13 protein-coding genes are annotated in these 17,898 nt (G+C 43.0%); 12 read left to right on the top strand and 1 reads right to left on the bottom strand.

Annotated features, from left to right (window positions below):
* From QVP90_RS07100 to QVP90_RS07050, 11 genes are all read left to right on the top strand, one after another.
* The coding region (locus tag QVP90_RS07100) for an outer membrane protein assembly factor BamB family protein (RefSeq protein ID WP_288204004.1) at positions 1-846 on the top strand (846 nt) is incomplete at its 5' end.
* A 28-nt stretch (positions 847-874) separates the two neighbouring features.
* A complete protein-coding gene (locus tag QVP90_RS07095) occupies positions 875-2,341 on the top strand; it encodes a glycosyltransferase family 2 protein (RefSeq protein WP_021936042.1) in 1,467 nt (488 codons plus the stop codon).
* A gap of 8 nt (positions 2,342-2,349) precedes the next feature.
* Positions 2,350-3,288, top strand: a complete 939-nt coding sequence (locus QVP90_RS07090; RefSeq protein ID WP_021936041.1) for a DUF4922 domain-containing protein — start codon at positions 2,350-2,352, stop codon at positions 3,286-3,288.
* A complete protein-coding gene (locus QVP90_RS07085) occupies positions 3,285-4,652 on the top strand; it encodes a SpoIID/LytB domain-containing protein (RefSeq protein ID WP_021936040.1) in 1,368 nt (455 codons plus the stop codon). Before QVP90_RS07090 ends, QVP90_RS07085 begins: the two co-directional genes overlap by 4 nt.
* A 12-nt stretch (positions 4,653-4,664) precedes the next feature.
* Positions 4,665-5,969, top strand: coding sequence for an MFS transporter (locus QVP90_RS07080; protein WP_005926970.1), 1,305 nt, complete (start codon positions 4,665-4,667; stop codon positions 5,967-5,969).
* A gap of 29 nt (positions 5,970-5,998) precedes the next feature.
* A complete protein-coding gene (locus QVP90_RS07075; protein WP_005926972.1) occupies positions 5,999-7,237 on the top strand; it encodes an exo-beta-N-acetylmuramidase NamZ family protein in 1,239 nt (412 codons plus the stop codon).
* Positions 7,238-7,239: 2 nt separating this feature from the next.
* Complete coding sequence (locus tag QVP90_RS07070) at positions 7,240-10,206, top strand: FAD-binding and (Fe-S)-binding domain-containing protein (protein ID WP_005926974.1); 2,967 nt, start codon at positions 7,240-7,242, stop codon at positions 10,204-10,206.
* Positions 10,207-10,243: 37 nt separating this feature from the next.
* Entirely contained in the window at positions 10,244-11,407 is a 1,164-nt protein-coding gene (locus tag QVP90_RS07065) for an acyltransferase family protein (protein ID WP_005926976.1), read from the top strand.
* Entirely contained in the window at positions 11,404-12,240 is an 837-nt protein-coding gene (locus tag QVP90_RS07060) for a hypothetical protein (protein WP_021936039.1), read from the top strand. The genes QVP90_RS07065 and QVP90_RS07060 overlap by 4 nt, the downstream gene beginning before the upstream one ends.
* A 29-nt stretch (positions 12,241-12,269) precedes the next feature.
* Entirely contained in the window at positions 12,270-13,097 is an 828-nt protein-coding gene (gene murQ / locus QVP90_RS07055; protein ID WP_021936038.1) for an N-acetylmuramic acid 6-phosphate etherase, read from the top strand.
* Positions 13,098-13,189: 92 nt separating this feature from the next.
* Positions 13,190-14,956: a serine hydrolase gene (locus tag QVP90_RS07050; protein ID WP_264380811.1), complete on the top strand. Its 1,767-nt coding sequence runs from the start codon at positions 13,190-13,192 to the stop codon at positions 14,954-14,956.
* A gap of 549 nt (positions 14,957-15,505) precedes the next feature.
* On the opposite strand, the gene QVP90_RS07045 is transcribed toward QVP90_RS07050, so the two are convergent.
* A complete protein-coding gene (locus QVP90_RS07045; RefSeq protein WP_264380812.1) occupies positions 15,506-15,733 on the bottom strand; it encodes a histidine kinase in 228 nt (75 codons plus the stop codon).
* 205 nt (positions 15,734-15,938) lie between these two features.
* On the opposite strand from QVP90_RS07045, the gene QVP90_RS07040 reads away from it, so the two are divergent.
* The gene (locus QVP90_RS07040) at positions 15,939-17,618 is read left to right on the top strand and encodes a tetratricopeptide repeat protein (RefSeq protein ID WP_021936036.1); all 1,680 of its coding nucleotides are present in this window, start codon (positions 15,939-15,941) and stop codon (positions 17,616-17,618) included.
* The last annotated feature ends 280 nt before the right edge of the window (positions 17,619-17,898 follow it).

Here is a 17,898-nt window from a genome sequence, read left to right as displayed (position 1 = left end):
CCGGCGGTAGCCGACGGCATAGTCGTATTCGGCTCAGCCGATAAGAAGATTTACGCGTTGAACGCAAACAATGGAGAATTACGCTGGGAAGTAGAAGCCCAAGAACCAGTCCTGGGTGCTGTGACCATTGATAACGGAATAGTTTATATAGGGGCCAGCGATCATACATTCCGCGCTATCGATCTCTATACCGGAAAAATCAAATGGACATACACAGGTGTAAAAGGTTATATAGAAACCCGCCCTCTGATTGAAGAAGACAAGGTGATTTTTGGAGCATGGGATAACACACTCTACGCCCTCAACAAGAATACCGGAGAAGAACTGTGGAAATGGACAGGCGGATTAACCCGTATGCATTTCTCTCCTGCAGCAGTATGGCCGGTAGCCGCTAATGGCAAAGTATTCATTACTGACCCGCAACGTGCCATGACTGCCATCGATTTGGCAACAGGAGAGACCATATGGCGTACTTACCAGTCTACCGTACGCGAAACAATCGGATTGTCTGCCGATAAAAAACGGGTATACAGTAAGACAATGAATGACAGCATCGTCTGCTACTCTACCCAAGGAGACAAGCCACACCAGTTATGGAGCTCCAATGTCGGCTTTGGTTATGAGCATGCTCCTTCCATGCAAGTCGAAAAAGACGGAGTAATGTTCGGCAGTACGAAAGGAGGGCTTATCTTTGCACTGGAGCCATTAACAGGCAAAGTTCTATGGAAGTACAAAATCGGTAACTCTCTGATTAATACCGTTGTCCCTATCAATCGCCATCAGGTATTATTCACGGCTACCAGTGGAGAAACCGGACTGTTAGAGTGGAAAGAACCAAAAGAATAAGAAAAATAAAAATATATAAAACTGAAATATGAAAACTACAATTAATTGCTTCATCCCTTTTGCAGATGCAGCACAGGCCGAAAAGACAATACAGGGTTTGAAATCGTCAAACTTGGTAAAAGATATATATTTGTTAGTAACGGAAGACACGGAAGTTCCTCTCCAGGGATGCCGGATTCTGCACGTGCCGGCACTCAATTCCACTGCAACCATGCGCATAATAGCTGCCCACTCCGATGCCGACTACACACTGTTTTATACTAAGTACACTACACTAAAACTGGGCATGTTTGCCCTCGAACGCATGACCCGCATTGCAGAAGACAGTGTTGCCGGCATGGTATACGCCGACCATTACCAAGTATCAGAAGGGATTCAAAAAAATGCTCCTGTAATAGATTACCAGTTTGGCAGTCTTCGCGATGATTTCAACTTCGGATCGGTTTTGCTATACAAGGCAAGTGCCCTGCAAGAAGCCGTCACCCGAATGAAAACCGACTATCAATTTGCCGGCCTGTATGACCTGCGGCTTAAACTCTCGCAAAAGGAATCGCTGGTTCACATCAACGAGTATCTCTATTCGGAAATAGAAAACGATACCCGAAAAAGCGGTGAAAAAATATTCGATTATGTAGACCCCAAAAATCGAGGAGTACAAATAGAAATGGAACAAGCTTGCACAGAACATCTGAAAGAGATAGGCGGCTATCTGGCTCCTACCTTCAAAAAGATCGAATTCGATGCCACCGATTTTGAATATGAAGCTTCTGTCATTATTCCGGTACGCAATCGCATCCGTACCATCAAGGATGCCATCCGTTCGGTATTAAACCAAAAAACGGATTTCAAATTCAACCTCATCGTCATCGACAACCACTCTACTGACGGTACAACAGATGCGATCCGTGAATTTGCATCCGACGACCGTCTCATTCACATCCTGCCCGAACGCAATGACTTAGGTATTGGCGGGTGTTGGAATCTCGGAGTGCATCATGATAAATGTGGAAAATTCGCCGTACAATTGGATAGTGACGATGTATACAAGGACGAAAACACCCTAAAAACAATGGTTAATGCGTTCTATGAACAAAACTGTGCAATGGTGGTAGGTACCTATATGATGACGGATTTCCACATGAATATGATTGCTCCGGGCATCATCGACCATAAAGAATGGACTCCCGAAAACGGACGCAACAATGCCCTGCGTATCAATGGGCTGGGTGCTCCACGTGCTTTTTACACACCGGTATTACGAGAAATCAAAGTCCCCAACACCAGCTATGGAGAAGATTATGCTCTCGGACTCAATTTCTCCCGCCGGTACCAGATAGGCCGTGTTTACGAGGTAGTATATTTATGCCGCCGTTGGGACGATAATTCCGACGCTTCATTGGACACTATAAAAATGAACGGACACAACCTGTATAAAGACCGTATCCGCACTTGGGAATTACAGGCCCGCATTGCCATGAACCGTCATCAAATGTAAGGACAAAGATGGATACAAAACAGAAAATAGAACGGTTGCTAACCGACCAGCTTTCTGCATGGGAGTTGGCCGGAAACAATTATGCAGCATTAGCCCGGATTAAAGTCAAAGACCTAAATGTAAACGGGATGCACTATAAAGTACAATTTAATCCTGCACGCATTGTCTCTTCGGCAGCCAAAGTAGATGCCCAATCCATACAAGAACGGAAATGTTTTCTTTGCCCCGCCAACCTCCCTGCCATGCAGAGAGGGATTCCATTCAAAGATAATTATCAGATACTGATTAACCCGTTTCCGATTTTCCCGAAGCACCTTACTGTTCCGGCTTTAGAACACGTGGACCAACGTATAAAAAAACGTTTTGGAGACATGCTCGATCTGGCGGCTATTGCCGAAGATTACATCGTTTTTTATAACGGTCCGAAATGTGGTGCTTCCGCTCCCGACCATGCTCATTTTCAAGCTGGCAATAAAGGTTTTCTCCCTCTTGAACAAGAATGGAAGAATAAGAAAGCCGGAAAGATTGTCACCTACAGGACAGCGTCTCTTTCTTATCTGGATGATGCTCCACGAACCACTCTGGTTATAGAAACCGGAAACCGGGAAGACGCCATCGCACTATTCAACTTTGTATACAACGCAATGGAACTCAAACCGGGAGAAGACGAACCCATGATGAACATTCTTGCATGGACAGAAAACAGCCAATGGATTGTTTGCATTTTTCCACGCGCCAAGCACCGCCCGTCCTGCTATGCGGCAGCAGGAGACGCCAATATCCTCATCAGTCCGGCATCCGTAGATATGGGAGGTGTATTCATCACCCCGCAGGAAAAAGACTTTGAAAAGCTAACGGCAACAGACATTATGTCTATACTCGGAGAAGTCTGTCTGGACACAGATGAGTTTCGTAAACTAAGACAACGCATAAAAGAACAATTATGAAAGAGCCCAAAGTACATGTCGGCATCCTGTCCGAAACAAAAATAGAATTTATTTTTCCGGATACTTATCGTGTCAACGAAAAAGAAGTATCCGGAAAACAACTTGTCCTTTTTGATAATGGTAAGATTCTCTGGAAAAACAACCGTTACGATGAATTGCTGTTTGAACCCTTGCGGGAAGAGACTGACTCTTTCGAATTATTAGATGTAACGATCGGCATCAATTTCCATTGGGAACGCAAGGAGAACCAACGTTTTCACGGAGCACTGAAATTTATTGTAGAAGATGAAAAGATAACCGGTATCAATGTCATCCATGTAGAAGATTATTTAACCAGTGTCATCTCTTCGGAAATGAGCGCAACCGCTTCTTTGGAACTGCTGAAAGCCCATGCAGTCATTTCGCGCAGTTGGCTACTTTGTCAGTTGAAAGTGGAAAGTGGAAAGTTGAAAGTTGCTATGCAGCATAATAACGCAGCCAACTCTCAACTTTTAACTCTCAACTCTCAATTAAATAAGGACTCTCAACTTTCAACTTCCAACTTTCAACTAATCAAGTGGTACGACCGGGAAGACCATGTGCACTTTGACGTATGCGCCGATGATCATTGTCAACGCTACCAAGGAATCACCCGGGCAAGCACTGAAATGGTAGAGCAAGCCATCCAAGCTACCCGGGGACAGGTATTAACATCCGAAAATAAAATCTGCGATGCGCGCTTCTCTAAATGTTGCGGAGGGGCCTTCGAAGAATTTCAATACTGCTGGGAAGACGTAAAACACCCCTATCTTGTCAAACAACGAGACAGTAAAAAAGCGACCTTCCTACCCGATCTACGTATCCATTCAGAAGCAGAGAAGTGGATACGGACCTCTCCTGATGCATTCTGTAATACGAAAGAAAAGAGAATACTCAGTCAGGTATTGAACAACTACGATCAGGAAACTACCGATTTTTACCGCTGGAAAGTAGAATATACACAGGAAGAACTGGCCAAACTTATTTTCCAACGTTCCGGCATCGACTATGGGCAGGTTATAGATTTGATCCCTATAGAACGCGGCACATCCGCCCGTATCTCAAAGTTAAAAATCATAGGAACGAAAAAGACGCTCATCATCGGTAAGGAACTGGAAATCCGGAGAACCCTGTCTCCTTCCCACTTATACAGTTCGGCATTCGTTGTGGACAAAACAGAGGTAAAAAATGGTATTCCCGGAAAATTCATTCTCACAGGTGCCGGTTGGGGACATGGTGTAGGGCTCTGCCAGATCGGTGCCGCCGTAATGGGCGAACAAGGTTATGCTTACGATGAAATATTGTTGCACTATTACATCGGTGCCGCTATCGAGAAATTATATTAAATATATACCGTCATGAAAAACAAGAAACTATCACCGTGGGCTTGGATACCGACATTGTACTTTGCACAAGGTCTACCTTACGTAGCTGTGATGACCATCTCTGTCATTATGTATAAAAAGCTCGGTATCTCCAACACAGACATCGCACTATATACCAGTTGGTTATATCTCCCTTGGGTTATCAAACCATTCTGGAGCCCTTTTATCGATTTACTGAAAACCAAACGTTGGTGGGTAGTAACCATGCAGATTCTGGTGGGAGCAGGACTGGCCGGAATAGCTTTCACCATCCCAATGCCTAATTTCTTTCAGATAACCCTTGCCATATTCTGGCTGGTAGCTTTCAGTTCGGCTACACATGATATAGCCGCCGACGGGTTCTACATGCTGGCTTTAAGCGTCCGGGACCAAGCTATGTATGTCGGCATCCGAAGTACTTTTTACCGGATTGCAACAATAGCCGGACAAGGACTTCTGGTCGTACTGGCCGGAGAACTGGAAAAGCGTACTTCTACCATAGCCATGGCATGGAGTATTACATTCTATATCCTTGCAGGACTCTTCATTGCATTCTATTTATACCACAGTTACATTTTGCCTCATCCGGCATCCGACAAGCCGGCAGTGGGCAATGTGACCGCGAACAACATATTCAAAGAGTTCTTTGCCACATTCGCAAGTTTCTTCAAAAAGCCGCAAGCCGGAGTTGCCATATTGTTCATGCTGTTCTACCGCTTACCGGAAGCACAATTGGTAAAGCTTATCAATCCTTTTCTACTCGATCCTATTGAAAAAGGCGGGTTAGGGCTGAGTACAGCCGAAGTCGGCTGGGTATACGGCACTATCGGTATTATAGGACTCACTCTCGGAGGAATCATCGGCGGTATTTGCGCGGCAAAAGGCGGACTACAAAAATGGCTATGGCCAATGGCATGGAGTATATCACTCACTTGCATTACATTTGTTTATCTGGGATATTTTCAGCCGCAAGATCTTCTCACAATCAATATTTGTGTATTTATCGAACAGTTCGGATACGGATTCGGTTTCACGGCTTATATGCTTTACTTAATTTATTATTCCGACGGTGAACACAAGACAGCACATTATGCCATTTGTACCGCTTTCATGGCATTAGGTATGATGTTGCCGGGTATGATGGCCGGTTGGCTACAGGAACTTATCGGATACGAGAAGTTCTTTATCTGGGTAATGATCTGTTGTGCTGCTACAATAGCTGTCTGTGCATTCATCAAGATCGATCCGAATTACGGTAAAAAAGAAGAAACAGAAGAAATTAAAGAAACCCAAAAATAAAACAATAACGATTCGAAACAGAGATATTTATGAACAAATTCCGATTTATTATTCTTAGCACCTGCTGCCTGCTGTCCCTCACCATACAGGCACAAAAAATAAAAATCAAAACCGGTATTGAGGTTCTGAAAGAACAGAACTTCAAATGCCTCGAAGGAAAACGTGTCGGCCTCATCACCAATCCGACCGGAGTAGACAATCACTTGAAATCGACCATCGATATCCTTCACGAAGCCCCCAACGTGAATCTGGTAGCTCTATACGGACCGGAACATGGTGTACGCGGTGATGTTCATGCCGGAGACAAAGTGGATAACTCCGCCGATCCGTCTACCGGCCTACCGGTTTATTCACTTTACGGAAAGACTCGCAAACCAACCCCTGAGATGCTAAAAGACATCGATGTGTTAGTATACGATATACAAGATATCGGTTGTCGTTCATTCACTTATATCAGTACCATGGGAGTGGCCATGGAAGCCGCAGCCGAAAATGGAAAGGAATTTATCGTGCTCGACCGTCCAAACCCGGTGGGTGGTGAAAAGGTGGAAGGCAATCTGGTAGAAGATAAATACATTTCTTTTGTAAGTCAATTTAAGATTCCGTACCTTTACGGACTCACTTGCGGCGAATTAGCTTTGATGCTGAACGGTGAAAATATGCTGGGCAAGCGGTGCGATCTGCACGTGGTGAAAATGAAAGGATGGAAACGCAAGATGGACTATGTGCAAACCGGCTTGCAATGGATTCCTTCCTCCCCCCACATTCCGCATCCACATTCAGCCTTCTTCTATCCGGTATCGGGCATACTCGGAGAACTGGGTTATCTGTCCATCGGAGTAGGTTATACCATTCCATTCCAGATGTTTGCCGCCCCATGGATAAAAGCCGAAGAACTGGCCGGCAAGCTAAATCAATTGCAACTGCCCGGTATCGTTTTCCGTCCGATACACCTCAAGCCGTTTTATTCCGTAGGGAAAGGAGAGCATCTGCAAGGAGTACAAGTGCATATTATGGATTACCGGAAAGCTGCACTAAGTGAAATACAATTTCTGGTAATGCAAGAGGTGGCTGCTCTTTATCCGGAACATACTGTATTCGATCATGCAGACAAAGGACGTTTCGACATGTTCGATAAAGTAAGCGGCTCCAATGAAATACGCGAACGTTTCAGCAAACATAACCGTTGGGAAGACATTCGTGACTATTGGTATAAAGATGTAGACAGCTTCCGGCAATTGTCTAAAAAATATTATTTATATAAATAAAAATGGATAAGGAGAATAAGTACCAGGCCTTTCTGCAGGAAATTTCACAGTTTGTCCCGCAAGAAAGAATCTACACTGACGAATTACGTCGGCTGGCATGGGGAACAGATGCAGGTTTCTACCGGCTCATTCCCCAGATCGTCATTCGTTCGAACAACGAGCAGGAGATATCGGATTTATTGCGTTCGGCAACCCGACATCAGTTGCCGGTGACCTTCCGTGCAGCCGGAACGAGCTTATCCGGACAAGCCATCAGCGACTCTATTCTCATTATAGCCGGAAAAAACTGGGAAAAATACAGCATTTCTCCCGATCATAACCGGATCACATTGCAACCCGGCATCATCGGGCAGCGTGTCAACGAACTGTTACAGCCATTCGGACGTAAATTCGCCCCGGATCCGGCTTCAGTAAAAAGTGCCATGATAGGCGGCATTGTGATGAATAACGCTTCCGGTATGAATTGCGGGACACATGCCAACAGCGATAAGATGTTATTATCTGCGCGTATTATACTGGCAGATGGCACTTTGCTCGATACCGGCAATGACGCCAGCAAACAGGCTTTTTCAATGAAGCATGCAGAGTTTATCACACAAATTCAATCCCTGCGTGACCAAATTCGTACCGATAAAGAACTCAGCGCCCGGATTCGCTATAAATATTCAATCAAAAATGTAACGGGACTGAATTTATTACCTTTCATCACATTCGATGATCCGTTCGATATCATCACTCACTTAATGGTAGGTTCGGAAGGAACACTTGCATTCCTTTCCGAAGTCACCATGAGCACAGAATACGACTATCCGCACAAGGCCAGCGCCATGCTCTATTTTAAAGACATCAAAGAAGCATGCCGGGCAGTAGTAGCATTGAAGAAGTTAACCAACGAAAAGAAAGAATGGATTGTAAAAGGTGCCGAACTACTCGACTGGAAATCGTTAGCATCGGTCAATGATCGGACAGGAGAAGGACTCACCGCCGTACTGACAGAGACCAAAGCACACAGTAAAGAAGAACTGGCAGCAAATATCGCTGTCATAGAGGAAACGCTGAAACCCTTCAACACTTATATTCCCGTCCACTTTACGGACAAACCGGAGGAATACTCCAAATATTGGGCCATCCGTTCCGGGATTTTCCCTTCTGTAGGAGGAACCCGGAAACCGGGAACCACAAGTCTCATCGAAGATGTGGCCTTCCACATCGAAGACCTACCTGAAGCAACTGCCGACTTGCAACAACTGATAGCCCGTCATGGATATGACGATGCCTGTATCTACGGGCATGCCCTCGAAGGTAATTATCATTTCATCATCAACCAGTCTTTCAGTACGGATGCTGAAGTAAAACGCTACGAAGAACTGATGAATGATGTCAAAACTTTAGTAATAGACAAATATGACGGTTCACTGAAAGCAGAACACGGTACCGGACGCAACATGGCTCCGTTCGTAAAATACGAATGGGGAGAAAAAGCGTATCGTATGATGCAAGCCGTCAAAACACTCTTCGACCCGCTGAATATACTTAATCCGGGAGTTATCTTCAACGATGATCCCCAATGTCATATCAAGAATTTTAAACCGTTGCCTCTATTAGGCAGCTCCCACCGGCAACAGGCAGAAAACAATAAAAGTACACCGGATATCGGCCCAATAGACAAGTGTATCGAATGCGGCTTCTGTGAAGTAAACTGCCTGACTTGCGGTTTCACTCTTTCTTCGCGCCAACGTATCGTGCTACAACGCGAAATCTCCCGACTCAAAGAAAGCGGTGAAAATCCCCAAAGGCTGGCAACCTTGCAAAAACAATACCGCTATCCCGGCAATCAAACCTGTGCCGGCGACGGTCTCTGTTCTACATCTTGTCCAATGGGAATCAATACCGGCGATCTGACTCATTATATCCGCCAACAGGAATTACCGGAAGGTAGCTTCGCTTACTCCATAGGCAACTTTGCCGCCAACCATTTTGCCGGTATAAAGAGCAGCTTGCGCCCTATGTTGACCTTAGCCAACGCAGCACACACCGTATTAGGTACTTCGGCAATGCTTACTCTCACTACAGGAATGCACAACTTGTTAGGTATTCCGCAATGGACTCCTTTCATGCCCAAGAGCTATAAGAGAAGGGAGAAGGGAGATTTGAGCAGGGAGAAGGAAAGAGAGGAAAGTCAAAGTGACAGCAATACCGGCTCTCAACTTTCAACTTTCAACTCTCAACTTTCAACTAAAAAAAAGGCTTTCAGCTCTCAGCTAAACAAGGTCGTTTATTTTCCAAGCTGTATTAATCAGACGATGGGACTTCCTAAGAAATCCAGGGAGAAGCAACCACTCGTAGATAAGATGTTATCGCTACTGCAGAAGGCCGGATACGAAGTGATCTTTCCGAAAGATATGGAGAAACTCTGTTGCGGTACAATTTGGGAAAGTAAAGGTATGCCGGATATTGCCGACCATAAATCGGCAGAACTTGAAAAAGCCTTGTGGGAAGCTTCCGAAAAAGGGAAATACCCTGTGCTCTGTGACCAAAGCCCCTGCCTGCATCGCATGCGTGAAAAAATCCGGAAGATGAAGCTATATGAACCGGCCGAGTTTATCTATACCTTCCTGCGCGACAAGTTGGAATTCTGCCCGGTCGACCGTCCAGTAGCTATCCATATCACCTGCTCCATGCGTAGGATGGGATTGACCGATACCCTCCTTTCTCTGGCACGTTTATGCTCCACCCGGGTGATCGTTCCTGAAGAGGTGGGCTGTTGCGGTTTTGCAGGAGACAAGGGCTTCACACACCCGGAAGTGAATAGTTATGCACTGCGTAAGCTACGCCCTCAATTAGAAAAGGCAGGCATACAGACCGGATATTCCAATAGCCGTACCTGTGAAATAGGATTAGCTACCCATACAGGTGTAACTTACGTATCCATCGCCTACCTTGTAGACGAATGTACAAAAGCCCGTTGATCAAACTAAAAAACTTAACACATAAAAATTGCAGAAAATGAATAAAACAACCAGTAAACGCCTCTTAGCCCTCGACATACTGAGAGGTATCACCATCGCAGGAATGATTATGGTGAACAACCCCGGGTCGTGGTCGTACGTCTACGCACCATTGGGACACGCCCAATGGAACGGTTTGACACCGACCGATCTCGTATTCCCCTTTTTCATGTTTATCATGGGAATATCTACTTATATTTCTCTCCGGAAATACAATTTTGAATTCAGCCATTCAGCCGCTCTGAAAATACTCAAACGTACCATTGTTATTTTCGCCATCGGATTGGGGCTTGCATGGTTCTCCATGTTCTGCCGTACATGGAACTCCCTGTCTGCTGAAGAAATTTCGTTCTTCTCCCGTCTCGGACAATCTATTTGGACATTCGACCATATCCGCATTTTGGGAGTTATGCAACGGCTGGCACTCTGCTATGGCGCAACTGCCATCGTTGCCCTGACCATGAAGCACAAGCATATCCCCTACCTGATTGCGACCCTGCTGATCGGTTACTTCATTTTGCTCGTCACCGGCAACGGATTCGAGTACAACAGTACCAATATACTTTCGGTCGTAGACCGTGCCGTATTAGGCGAAGCGCATATGTATAAAGACAACGGAATCGATCCGGAAGGATTATTAAGCACGATCCCGGCCATCGCCCACGTATTGATAGGCTTTTGTGTCGGAAAACTGCTGATGGAAGTAAAGGACATCAACGAGAAACTCGGACGGTTGTTCCTCATCGGCACGATCCTTACTTTTTTGGGCTTCCTGCTCAGTTACGGCTGCCCCATCAACAAGAAAATATGGTCGCCCACTTTCGCCATTGTCACTTGCGGATTGGGTTCCAGTTTTTTAGCATTACTCATCTGGATCATCGATGTAAAAGGATACAAATCGTGGAGCCGCTTCTTCGAATCATTCGGTGTAAATCCGCTTTTCATCTATGTCATGGCCGGAGTACTTGCCGTTTTATTAGGTAATATCCGCGTACCGTTCGACGGGACGACTACCAGTTTGCACAGCTACATTTACAAAGGTATCCTCCAACCGCTTTTGGGTGATTATCCGGGTTCACTGGCATTTGCGCTCCTTTTTGTTGCACTCAATTGGAGCATCGGTTACATATTGTATAAGAAAAAAATATATATAAAGATATGATATTAATAGCAGATAGTGGTTCTACAAAGACCGATTGGTGTGTTGTAGGACAAGGACAACTCGTCCGACAGATAGTAACGAAAGGAATAAATCCTTTCTTTCAATCAGAGGAAGAAATAGAGAATGAGATTGCTACGGCACTGATTCCCCATTTAGAAACGAACGTGCTCGATGCTGTTTATTTTTATGGAGCCGGTTGTGTTCCGGATAAGGTTCCGATGATGCATAATGCACTTTCCACACACCTCAACACCAAGAACGGTATTGAAGTGAATACGGATATGCTTGCCGTTGCCCGGGGATTGTGCGGACACAAACCGGGTATTGCCTGTATCATGGGTACAGGTTCCAATTCTTGTTTCTACGATGGCGAAAAAATAGCAAGTAACGTTTCACCGTTAGGATTCATTTTAGGTGATGAAGGTAGCGGTGCGGTATTGGGTAAACTCCTGGTAGGCGACATGCTGAAAAACCAGATGACGCCGGAATTAAAAGAAAAATTCCTGAATAAGACCGGACTGACTCCTCCCGAAATCATCGACCGGGTATACCGGCAACCGTTCCCCAATCGTTTCTTGGCAAGTCTTTCTCCATTCCTGGCAGAAAATATTCAGGAGCCCTCCGTACATGCATTAGTTCTCGGCAGTTTCAAGGCTTTCTTCCAGCGTAATGTCATGCAATACGATTACAAAAATCATCCGGTTCACTTCATCGGCTCCGTCGCCTACCACTATCAGGACATATTGCACGAAGCCGCCCGCGAATTAGAGATACAAATAACAACCATCGTCAAAAGCCCCATGCAAGGTCTCATGACCTTTCATCAGTCATAAATCATAAATCATTATTCATAAATCACAACATGTTTATCAAAATATCAGAGCAACCTTCGCTCTATAACGATTTAGAAAAAAAGTCTATCCGGGAAATACTGGAAGACATCAATGCAGAAGACCAGAAAGTGGCCCTTGCCACGCAGAAAGCGATTCCACAAATCGAAAAGCTGGTGAGCCAAATCGTTCCCCGCATGAAACAAGGCGGTCGTATTTTCTATATGGGAGCCGGCACGAGCGGTCGTTTGGGGGTACTCGATGCTTCGGAGATTCCTCCGACATTCGGTATGCCGCCTACATTGGTTATCGGACTGATTGCCGGTGGCGACACCGCCCTCCGCAATCCGGTGGAAAATGCCGAAGACGATACCCGGCGGGGATGGGAAGAACTGGTCGAACACCACATTAACGATAAAGATACCGTAATCGGCATTGCTGCCTCAGGCACTACCCCCTATGTGATCGGTGCACTGCATGCAGCACGTGAACATGGCATCCTGACCGGCTGTATTACCAGTAATCCGGATTCTCCAATGGCCGTGGAAGCCGATGTCCCCATCGAAATGATTGTCGGTCCGGAATATGTGACCGGAAGTTCCCGTATGAAATCGGGTACCGGACAGAAAATGATCCTGAACATGATCACTACTTCCGTTATGATTCAGTTAGGACGTGTAAAAGGTAATAAAATGGTCAATATGCAACTTAGTAACCAGAAATTGATAGACCGGGGTACACGCATGATTGTCGAAGAACTCGGACTGGATTACGACCGGGCAAAGGCATTACTCCTGATGCATGGTTCTGTCAAAAAAGCAGTAGACGCTTACAAATCGGGAACGACAAAGCTCCCATAACATAATTAATAAAACCACAGATGAACGTAAATTTGCGAAAAAACAGTATTCTATTTACGTTCATCTGTATTCCTCACCCGAACACTATCCACATGAAAACACTGTTTATCATCCTGAACATATTCCTGTTCACTTTTCAAATTTCAGCCCAACCGCTACAACGTGTCGCTCCCGAACAAGTCGGAATGAACTCCCGCCATCTCACATACGCCGACCAAGCCATCGAAAAAGCAATAAACAACAAAGACATTCCCGGTGCCGTACTTGCCGTTGTCCGTCACGGAAAATTAGCTTATCTGAAAGCCTATGGCTGTAAACAGACATTTCCTACCCGTGAGCCCATGGATACCCATATTGTATTCGACATGGCATCCGTCAGTAAATCCATATCAACCGCCATCTGTGCCCTTATCCTTACCGAACGGGGACAACTCCGCCTGACAGACCCGGTAAATCTCTACCTGCCGGCATTTTCCGAAGAAATCCGCATCAACGACCTTCTGACACACACCTCCGGGCTACCGGCATATGCTCCCGTAAACAAACTGGCCGAACAGTACGGCTCTCCCAATCCGGAAGGACTCATCGAATACATAGCCGGCTGTAAACCCGTTTTCAAGCCCGGAAGTGATTTTCAATACAGTTGCCTTAACTACATCGTCTTGCAACATATCATCGAAACCATCAGCGGACAGAGCCTCCGCGATTTTGCCAAAGCCAATATATTTGATCCGTTAGGTATGAGCCACACCGATTATTGCCCCACAGGAGAAATACTGGAACATTGTGCCCCCACTGAAAAACAAAAAGACGGCAGTGTTCTGAAAGGAGTGGTTCACGATCCTTTGGCGCGCATCATGAACGGTGGTATCTCAGGCAATGCCGGTGTTTTCTCCGATGCCAACGATCTGGCCATACTATCCGCCATGTTGTTGAATGACGGCGAATACAACGGACATCGCATACTAAGTCCTTTAGGGGTAAAAGCCATGCGGAGCATCCCACGTCAAGTTAGCGCGCTGGGACGCAGTTTGGGCTGGGACATCTTTTCACCGTATGCTTCCAATCACGGTGACCTTTTCGGTCCGAACACTTACGGGCATACCGGTTATACAGGTACTTCCATCATCCTCGACCCGGATAGCGATACTTCTGTCATCTTATTGACCAACAGCGTACATCCAGACGATAAAGGCAAAGCAATACGCCTCCGTTCATTGGTAGCCAATGCCGTAGCAGCATCTATCTACCCTACCGAACGCACCTATACAGACCATTATTACAAACGTTTCCTTCAGTTCGAAGAAGAACCGGCTATCGGCCCGGAAGACATCGTCATGCTGGGCAATAGTCTCACAGAAGCCGGAAAAGACTGGGGGGCCCGCCTGAAAAAGAAAAATGTCCGTAATCGTGGCATCATCGGAGACGAAGCTATGGGAGTGTACGACCGTCTGCATCAAATACTCCCCGGACATCCGGCCAAGCTCTTCCTTCTGATCGGAATCAATGATGTATCCCACGACCTTTCAGCAGACAGTGTTGTGACACTTATCACCCGTCTGATAGACCGGATACAACAGGAATCCCCCCAAACAAAGATATACCTCCAAAGCTTGCTACCCATCAACGAATCCGTATGTAAATACAAAACCATGATCGGGAAAACAGACATTATACCGGCAATCAATCAACAATTGAAGGCCCTAACTGTATCCCGTCAAATAACTTTTATCGATCTCTTCCCCCTCTTTACAGAGAAAGGAACCAATGTATTGCGGAAAGAACTGACCAATGACGGACTGCATCTGACAGAAGAAGGATATAAAATATGGAGTAAAAAATTAAGGAAATATCTCTGATGCGAATGAATGCCCAACTTCAGATCACAAGTTCTTGATTAAAATTCTAAAAATCACTCTATGAAATACCATTTAGTAACACTATAATTTTAATTATTTGCAATATTCCTATTCTTCAAATAAATCATTCGGTTATATCGAACCCACATTAATATGATTATCATATTGGCAACTATAGGCAATAACCCTTTGAGGGTAAACAGAACTAAATAATTTCACAAAGAGCCATCCTTTCAAAGATACAACACTGTATATCAACCACATCAAAGAATATTGCACAAGAAAAAAAGGCATATATTCTTCGGAAAAGGAAATTAATATTAATACCATGTTAAAATGCATTCTTTCCGCCTATGAATACGTATTCTTATGCCCAAAGAATTAATATATTATTGAACGAAAAAAGAATACTTGAAAAAGGTAATTAACAATGTTAAAAGGAACAGCTTCAACAAGTGAATCAAAAATTAGAAACCACAATTTCATTTATCTCTATACGAATGAACAAAAGTGATTTGGAAGTACTAATATTATGCTTTAAGGCATTCTTTACCAACATTTGCAAACTTGCCGGAATAATAGCTTTACCCTATTCTTGGCCATCATTTTTAATAAAATCTGCAACGTGTCTTCAAACTTTATCTGTTCTAAATATAAATACGAATCGACAAATTGTAATTCCTCCTGCAATGTCACCGCTTGTCGGTCATGTGTCGTAAGTAGATACTGGCAGGCATTAAGATTACTTTTTTGCCAACAAGTTCGTTTTAACTGCATCCTAATATGTCAAGGAAGAAAAAACATTCAGACTGTTAAACCGAAAACGGAGGATTCATCTGATTTTTCAATGCTTCAAACTGATAAACAGCCTTTTCCTTTTCAATGATAAAAAAAATATGTACCTTCCATTAATACAAACATTCTTATACCCTAAATTATCATATTTATCCTATATTTGCAATTCACCAATTTACAAAACAAAATGAGAAGAACGATAAATATTTATATTCTACTACTAATTTTATGCAACATTTCTTTGTCGTGTTCTCACTTGTCTTCCCAACATAACCTATTAAAAAAAGCAGATTCTTTAATTTATATAGACCCTAAAGCGGCATTTTGCTTGTTGGAAAGTATCCACGATCCTCACTTCATGAACAAAGAAGACCAAGCTACTTATGCATTATTAAAGACAAAAGCTACAGACAAATGCTACTTCGAGCATTATAACGATTCCCTAATTTCAATAGCGGTCAACTTTTATAAAAACAAAACAAATAATAATAAGACAGCCGAGTCATATTTCTACTTAGGAAGAGTATACCAAGATAATAACGATATAGTAGGAGCCATAAAAGCCTATTTAAACGCAATTGACGCTACGCCAAATAACCAAGAATTGAAAGTCCTAATCTATGATAATTTAGCAGAGTGTTATAAAGCACAGGATCAATATGAAAAAGCTATGGACATGTATCAACAATCTTATTATATAAATAGTCTTCAAAATAAGCAAGATGCCATATTATACTCTATTCGAGGCATAGCAAGTGTATATATTCTTCAAGACAGTTTAAGAACAGCATTAAAATATTATCAAAAAGCCCTGTCCGTTCTGCAGAACAGCAACGATTCAACATGGAGATCCAGTATATTATGTGATATTGCACGTACTTATGAAGCTATTGGAGAATATAAATTGGCAAAAAAATATATCAATTTATCTATAGAAAATACAGCTGCCCATGATGACTTATCAGCTAATTATTATTGGAAAGGTAAAATTTTATATGATTTACATGATTACGATTCCACCGTTTACTATTTCCAAGCAATATCTGATAAATCAGATATTAACATGCAAGCTTCGATCTTCCATATACTATACAATATTAATAAGGTAAAAGGAAATCTTCATAGTTCATTATTATATAATGACAGTGCCATCATATTTTATGATTCAATTCAACGCATGATATATAATACAGAGATCAATAATATATCAAGAGAACATTCGATAAAAAGATACGAACAACAATTCACAGCTAAATTTAAAAAAAATCTTTTAGTCATTACCAGTTTCACTATATTAGGATTAGGACTAACTATTTTTCTCAGTATACAAGCCCACAATCAAAACAAAAAGAAACAAATACAACTTCAACAGAGACTCATTGAACTTCAAAAGGAGAAAAAATCTTTAAAAGACGAATTATCAATATTAACCAATACGCACAAAAACAATGAACAAAACAATGCAAAAATGCAAAATAAACTTTTTGATTTATGGATACAAACTCTACATACATGTGCACATTTATTCAAAACAACACCTTCATTCAAAAAAATCCTATTAATCGAAAATTCCAAAATAAAAAAGAACAAAGAATTAGTACATGAAGACATTATAACAATCCAACAAGAAATACATAGAATATTTGCCGAAACATTTCAAGAGTTAAATACAATGGGATTCCACTTAACTCACGAAGACCAACTTTTTTGTGTACTCAATTTCTTAAATTTCTCAACTGAAACTATTAAGATCTGTATGGAAGTAGAAAGTACACAAGCTTTAACACAAAGAAAATATCGCATACGAAAACAATTAAATCTTCCCATTTTTCAACTCATATTTACATCAACATTTCTCAAAGCATAAATTGTTATAAGATCATAGTTTAGTGTTATAGAAAAAGCAATTATATACTGATTAACAGCTATATACAAATTCCACATTGTTATATTAAGTGATAGCACAAAAGATAAAATGCATCTATATTTGTAACATACTAACATTTAAACTATTATGAATATGAAAAAGAAAACAATTGTATTTCTATTTATCATTTTTTTCACAGGGTGTGCTTTCGCAACCTCAATGGCAACCAGAAAACAAATCGAATTAAAAATCGAAAAGAAAATAGAACATCGTTCAAGCA

Origin of the sequence: Bacteroides sp. CAG:189 (genome assembly GCF_000432295.1) — a bacterium.
Lineage (GTDB): Bacteria > Bacteroidota > Bacteroidia > Bacteroidales > Bacteroidaceae > Bacteroides > Bacteroides salyersiae.
Note: the sequence above shows the minus strand (reverse complement) of the source record. Positions and strands in the feature narration are given on the sequence as shown.

What these genes read in the sequence shown, in the direction of transcription:
- QVP90_RS07070 (WP_005926974.1), top strand. Translation starts at nt 7,240, where the DNA reads ATGGATAAGGAGAATAAGTACCAGGCCTTTCTGCAGGAAATTTCACAG.
- QVP90_RS07080 (WP_005926970.1), top strand. Translation starts at nt 4,665, where the DNA reads ATGAAAAACAAGAAACTATCACCGTGGGCTTGGATACCGACATTGTAC.
- QVP90_RS07090 (WP_021936041.1), top strand. Translation starts at nt 2,350, where the DNA reads ATGGATACAAAACAGAAAATAGAACGGTTGCTAACCGACCAGCTTTCT.
- QVP90_RS07085 (WP_021936040.1), top strand. Translation starts at nt 3,285, where the DNA reads ATGAAAGAGCCCAAAGTACATGTCGGCATCCTGTCCGAAACAAAAATA.
- QVP90_RS07045 (WP_264380812.1), bottom strand. Translation starts at nt 15,733, where the DNA reads ATGCAGTTAAAACGAACTTGTTGGCAAAAAAGTAATCTTAATGCCTGC.
- QVP90_RS07095 (WP_021936042.1), top strand. Translation starts at nt 875, where the DNA reads ATGAAAACTACAATTAATTGCTTCATCCCTTTTGCAGATGCAGCACAG.
- QVP90_RS07060 (WP_021936039.1), top strand. Translation starts at nt 11,404, where the DNA reads ATGATATTAATAGCAGATAGTGGTTCTACAAAGACCGATTGGTGTGTT.
- QVP90_RS07050 (WP_264380811.1), top strand. Translation starts at nt 13,190, where the DNA reads ATGAAAACACTGTTTATCATCCTGAACATATTCCTGTTCACTTTTCAA.
- QVP90_RS07040 (WP_021936036.1), top strand. Translation starts at nt 15,939, where the DNA reads ATGAGAAGAACGATAAATATTTATATTCTACTACTAATTTTATGCAAC.
- murQ (WP_021936038.1), top strand. Translation starts at nt 12,270, where the DNA reads ATGTTTATCAAAATATCAGAGCAACCTTCGCTCTATAACGATTTAGAA.
- QVP90_RS07075 (WP_005926972.1), top strand. Translation starts at nt 5,999, where the DNA reads ATGAACAAATTCCGATTTATTATTCTTAGCACCTGCTGCCTGCTGTCC.
- QVP90_RS07065 (WP_005926976.1), top strand. Translation starts at nt 10,244, where the DNA reads ATGAATAAAACAACCAGTAAACGCCTCTTAGCCCTCGACATACTGAGA.